4 protein-coding genes and 1 pseudogene are annotated in these 5,701 nt (G+C 58.9%); 2 read left to right on the plus strand and 3 right to left on the minus strand.

Annotated features, from left to right (window positions below):
* Together P0D68_RS35340 and hpnI are read right to left on the minus strand one after the other, a co-directional pair.
* Positions 1-143: pseudogene (locus P0D68_RS35340) on the minus strand (hopanoid biosynthesis associated radical SAM protein HpnJ); the annotation flags it as partial.
* Positions 144-247: 104 nt separating this feature from the next.
* The gene (gene hpnI, locus P0D68_RS35345) at positions 248-1,453 is read right to left on the minus strand and encodes a bacteriohopanetetrol glucosamine biosynthesis glycosyltransferase HpnI (protein ID WP_408294401.1); all 1,206 of its coding nucleotides are present in this window, start codon (positions 1,451-1,453) and stop codon (positions 248-250) included.
* A gap of 524 nt (positions 1,454-1,977) precedes the next feature.
* Between hpnI and P0D68_RS35350 the strand changes: the two genes are divergently transcribed.
* Together P0D68_RS35350 and P0D68_RS35355 are read left to right on the plus strand one after the other, a co-directional pair.
* Complete coding sequence (locus P0D68_RS35350; protein ID WP_408468828.1) at positions 1,978-2,433, plus strand: BON domain-containing protein; 456 nt, start codon at positions 1,978-1,980, stop codon at positions 2,431-2,433.
* Between the two features lie 193 nt (positions 2,434-2,626).
* Positions 2,627-3,598, plus strand: a complete 972-nt coding sequence (locus tag P0D68_RS35355; protein ID WP_408188035.1) for an AraC family transcriptional regulator — start codon at positions 2,627-2,629, stop codon at positions 3,596-3,598.
* Positions 3,599-3,621: 23 nt separating this feature from the next.
* Here the strand turns inward: P0D68_RS35355 and P0D68_RS35360 are convergent, their stop codons facing one another.
* Positions 3,622-5,253, minus strand: coding sequence for a 3-(methylthio)propionyl-CoA ligase (locus P0D68_RS35360; protein WP_408294407.1), 1,632 nt, complete (start codon positions 5,251-5,253; stop codon positions 3,622-3,624).
* Positions 5,254-5,701 lie beyond the last annotated feature (448 nt).

A 5,701-nucleotide genomic window follows, 5' to 3' on the forward strand; every position in this document is an offset into this window, starting at 1 on the left:
CGGCTATCGGGCACGAGTGCCGCGGGCTGCGCAAGCCACGTCGGATACCAGAACGAGCGGACTTCGCGTTTGGCCTGATAGCGCGAACCCGCGCCACCATCGAAGCCGTCGTACGACGGCGCCTGCAAAAAAAGCGCTTTCATGATTGCTCCGGCAACTTGTGTTCTATAGGGAAAATTTCGCGTTGCGCGAGCGAACTGTATGTCATTTCAAAGTCCATCGGATGCTTCAGTGGAATCCGGCGCGTTTATACGGAAGGATTGATCGGGTTGCTGGACGGTGCGACCGGCACGCGCGCTCCGCGCCACACAACGTGAGAACCGAACGCTCCCGCAAGCCATTGCAACGCCAGCAACGTATCACGCAGCGGCACGAGTGGCAGATCTCGCCAGAACGAATGTGAATCACGCGCGCCACGCGCGTGGAGCACTATTCGCGCGGCCACGCCTATGGCCGAATTCACCGCCAGCGCCGTTGCTCCCCAGGGATGCGCGCTTGCTAGCTCGCCCGAACGAAAATCTAACGCCAGCCATGCACCGGCCACAATCCAAGGTGTGGCAAACGTGATGATGAGCGACGCGAACCCCGACTGATTCACTGACCGGATCGTACGCAACCAGCGGGTTTCCCTCAGCCACAGGGTCGCGAATGTCGGTTCAATGACGTCCGTAGCGACCATCACAGGTGACAGCACCGTGCGGAGTCCAAGGTTACGGACGTGCTCCGCGAGCCAGTAGTCGTCGGCCAGGCAATCTTTCAGCACGGCGAAGCCGCCGATGCGCTCAAGCGTCGTGCGTCGCAATGCGAGGGTCGCGCCAAAGCCAAACCGGCGGGAGCCAACCGCGTGCGCCACCCGCACAGAAGGCGCAAACCACTCGTTGATGAAGAGCGCGCCCAGGCGAGGCCAGAAGCCACCCACACTCTGCGCGACGTAAAGACACGTCACCACGCCGACTCCGGCATCGGCCAACGGCGCGGAGACAGTACGCAAATAGTCGGAGTTGACTGCGATATCGCTGTCGGCGATCACGATGATGTCGTACTTGGACCGCTCAACCATGTTGATGAGATTACTCACCTTCAGATTGCAGCCATGCACCCGGGAATCGATTGCGAGTTCAATGTCGCGGTCCGGATACGCAGCCTGCAAACGTCTCACAACCGGAATTGCGGCATCGTCGGGCGAGGACACGCCGAACAGGATCTGGAAGTGGGAATGCGTCTGCTCGCAGAACGTGGCGAGATTCTCGTATAACCTCGGCTCAGCCCCGCACAAAGGTTTCAATACGCTGACGCCGTCGACCATTGCCCCGTATTGCTGAAATCGGTTTCTGCCCGACCGGCTCGCGCGTAGAAACGGTGTCGCGAGCGCTGCGACGACCGCGTATAGCGTGGCCATGAAACACAGCACAACCAGTGGCCACCGGAAAGCGGACAGAACGACGTGCATCATTGAACAGTACCCCGTGCTACTTCTCTCGATGACCGGCCCGGCCGGCCAACGCGCATCCAATACAGTTGACTACCGGGACGCAACAGCAGTTTTCATCGAATCTCGAGATGGTGGTGTAGGCGAGGCCCGTGTTATTGATCTCGCGCAATGCTTTTGCAATTGCGTTATCGAAGCTCTCGCAGCAGACCGGAAATAATGCTTCCCGGTTAGGCGCGACGGCATATTAAACGCGTCCTCACTCCCGATATACGCGACAACCTCGAAAACACCTTTACAGAATTAGCCTGTACTACACGCGTGGGCTATTGCGCTGAACCGAATGCGCTGCGCGGAGCGCCAAGGCCCGATTCGAAACAGAACGCTTCCAGACAAACTGGTCACTTCTATACGCGCTTCGAAAGCGCTCGATTTACTCACCGTTTCGACAACAGTCTCTTCCTGCGACATCGACGAATACAGGGTAGTCATCCCCATAGAATGGCGATTGCCAGGTGCGGCGCTCCGCCCTGCATATCGATGATGTGATGGCAAATTTCTACGAAAGCGCGCCCCCCTCAAAAGCGCGGTCGATATTTACCCAGCAAAGCTCTCTTGGAGTTTTTCTGAAATCAGCAGTCGTTCAGACGATCACATTGTGTGTCGCATCCATCATCTCGGTTTCGGCGCTGGCACAGACCGCAGCGTCCGACGATATAGCGTCGTCCGCGCCCGTGGCTGCACCCCAAGCTGCGCCCCAATCCGGCCCGAAAGCGCGTCGCGCGCAGAATCACCTGGTGCAGAAGAACGTTCGGCACGCGCTGACTGCATCGAAGGGGCTTAACTCGTCGGGAATTTCGATTCTTGCGAAAGACGGTGTGGTGACGCTGGTCGGCAGTGCGCCGGATGACAAGCAGATCGCTCGCGCCGTTACCGTTGCGCAGAGCGTCGCCGGTGTGCAGCGCGTCGACAATCGACTGAAGGTATTCCAACCCGGTAACTAAGCAAGCGCGGCGGCTGGCAGATCATGTGACAGCTGTTTTCAGCCGTTTCCGCCCGCGAGGCGTACGTTTGCGCGCCTCGCCTATCGCCCATTCGCATTCGGCCCCGACCTATGACAAAATAAGCCACGCATAACATCGAGCAGTTGCGCACAACTGTACCGCCCCCTTGAACTCGCTCTCAGCTACCGTCTCAATGTCTTTGGTCAACGGCTTTCTAGCCGGCGCAGACCCCATGGCGATTGAGAGGCTGGCTGAACGATCCGGCATCCCGCATGCATTGCTGCACAGACCGGGAGCGCGCGTTACGCAGGAGCAGTTCTCAACACTCTATCGGTTGCTTGCGGCCGAATATGACGATGAAATGCCTGGCATTTTCAGCCGGCCATTGCGCAATGGCACGCTCAAGTATCTGTGCCTTAGCCTGCTCGACGCGCCTCGGCTGGATGTCGCGATGCATCGGTTCGGGCAGTTCTTCCACCTGATTCTCGACGACTTCACCGTGAAGTCGCAACGCGACGAGTCGCTCTGCAGGATCGAACTCATCGCGAACGAGGCAAACAGGTCTCAGAATGCGCTTGGCCAGGAGCTGATGTTAAAGCTCGTGCACGGTGTGGCGTCCTGGCTAATCGGGCAGAAAATCCCTCTGGTCAAGGTGGAGTTCGATTTCCCGCGGCCATCGCGGGAGACCGACTACCTTTACCTGTTTCCCGGACCGGTGCATTTCGCTTGCACTCAGACCTGCATGTCGTTCGACGCCAGATATCTCGACATGGCCATCCGGCAACACAAGTCCGATCTGAAGAAGTTTCTGGCGCGCGCGCCGGAAGACTGGATCTTCGTGTCGTTTGCTGAGCAGATGGTTTGTCACCAGGTGCGCCAATACATTGCGGGTTGCCTGCCCGAGATTCCCACAATCGGAGTCGTCGCACAGGGTCTGCACTACTCAGTGAGAACGCTGTGCCGCCGCCTCTCGATTGAAGGTACGACCTTCCAGGCAATCAAAGACGAACTGCGCCGCGACATTGCTGTCCAGCGTCTCACGCGTTCGGCCGATGCCATCGGCGTGATTGCCTACGAAGTGGGTTTTGACGATCCGACCGCCTTTCACCGCGCGTTCCGCCACTGGACGGGCAGTACGCCGCAGGCCTACCGCAAGATGATTTGAGTGATTTGCGCTCGAGCCTACGCCTAGGGCTTCGCTGCATCGACGAGATGCTTGCCAAATCGCTGCTTGAGAACCAGTTTCTGGAGCTTTCCCGTCGCGGTCAGCGGCATCTCCGGAACGAAAACCACATCATCTGGAATCCACCACTTGGCGACCTTACCATCGTAAAACGCCAACAATTCCTGCGCGCTCAATGTGCTGCCAGCACGCCTTACCGCAATCAACAGCGGACGCTCGTCCCATTTCGGGTGCTCGCACCCAATGCAAGCCGCTGATTCGATCTCGGGATGAGACATTGCGACATGTTCGAGTTCGATCGATGAAATCCATTCGCCGCCGGATTTGATGACGTCCTTGCTTCGATCCGTGATCTGCATATAGCCATCGGAATCGATCGTTGCAACGTCGCCCGTTGAGAACCAGCCGTCTTCCAGCGCCGTTTGCTCGACGCCGTAGTAACGATCCAGCACCCAGTGGCCACGCGCCATCAGATCGCCCGCCGATTTGCCGTCCCACGGCAACTCCACGCTGCCCGAACCGACGATCTTCAGATCGATGCCGGGCACGGCGCGCCCCTGTTTGGCATCGATGCACTTCTGCTCCTCAGCGGACTTCTCCTCGTAGCCATGCGACGGCGAGCATACGGTGCCGAGCGGCGACAGTTCCGTCATACCCCACGCGTGCACGGCTTTGATGCCAAGCTCGCGCAACGACGAAGCGAGTTGCGGCGGGCATGCCGATCCCCCGACGATCGCACGCTTGAAGTGCGTGCTGTGCTTGCCCGCACGGCGCATGTAGTCGACGAGGCCGAGCCAGATGGTCGGCACGCCGGCCGAGAAGGTGACGCCTTCCTGCTCGAACAGCGTCCACAGCGACTCGCCGTCGAGCTTCGGCCCGGGGAGCACCAGCTTGGCGCCCACGAGCGGCGCCGAAAACGGCAACCCCCACGCATTGACATGGAACATCGGCACGACGGGCGCAACCGTATCCGTCGCGGACAGACACAGCGTATCCGGCAACGCCGACCCATAGGCCATCAGACTGAGCGAGCGATGGGAATACAGCACGCCTTTCGGATTGCCGGTCGTCCCGGACGTGTAGCACAAAACCGCTGCGCGCTGCTCGTCGAAGCGCGGCCAGTCGAACGACTGAGGCTGACCGGCAATCAACGTTTCATAGCTCTCCAATGGCACGGCGAATGTTTCCGGCAATGCCGACTCGTCGCACAACATGATCCACTTCTCGACAAGCGGACATTGGTGGGCAATCTGCTCGACAAGCGGTGCAAACGACATGTCGAAACAGATGAACCGGTCTTGCGCGTGGTTGACGATATAGGCGATCTGCTCAGCGAAAAGCCGCGGATTGATGGTATGACAAACCGCGCCAATGCCGGATACGCCATAGTACATTTCCATGTGGCGATACCCGTTCCACGCGAGCGTGCCGATCCGGTCGCCGGGTTGGATCCCGTACGCTGTCAGCGCATTCGCGAGCTGCATTGAGCGGATATGGCAATCGCGATAGGTGTAGCGGTGGATATCACCCTCGACACGGCGCGACACGATCTCGACCTTACTGGAGTGCCGCGCGGCCTGCTGGAGCAACGAGGACAACAATAACGGCGCGTACATCATCTGGCCAAACAGGTCCATGGGCTTGTCTCCGGTAGGGTCTTCACTCGCGATGCTTTGGAAGGTGTCGTACGCCCGACATGACAAATATGGCCAGTCAGTCCAGTCGCAAACATCGCTGAGGGCAGCGTCAGGCTGCATGTTCAGTCTATTCTAGATTCGCCCGCTTCCCTGAGCATTAGCAAGCTTGGCCGATTCATTGACATAATCGGCCAATCATCTCCCGGCCAGGTCCACGCTTTGTGCCGACGGAAAAACGGCAGCTTTTGTCAATGAAACGGCAGATTTCGCCATCGGGCGTACGTACGCGAGGCAGTAGGATGGGTCATCCGAGCTGCCGTCCATGCCCGAATTGCGGGTTTCGCATGGCACGCCTCTCGTTCGCATACCCATATCAAGGAGACGGAGATGTATAGCGCACCCATCAAGGACATGCTGTTCGTGATGAAAGAACTGGCCGGTCTCGAAG

It is taken from the genome of Paraburkholderia sp. RL17-380-BIE-A (assembly GCF_046028085.1).
Taxonomy (GTDB): Bacteria; Pseudomonadota; Gammaproteobacteria; order Burkholderiales; family Burkholderiaceae; genus Paraburkholderia.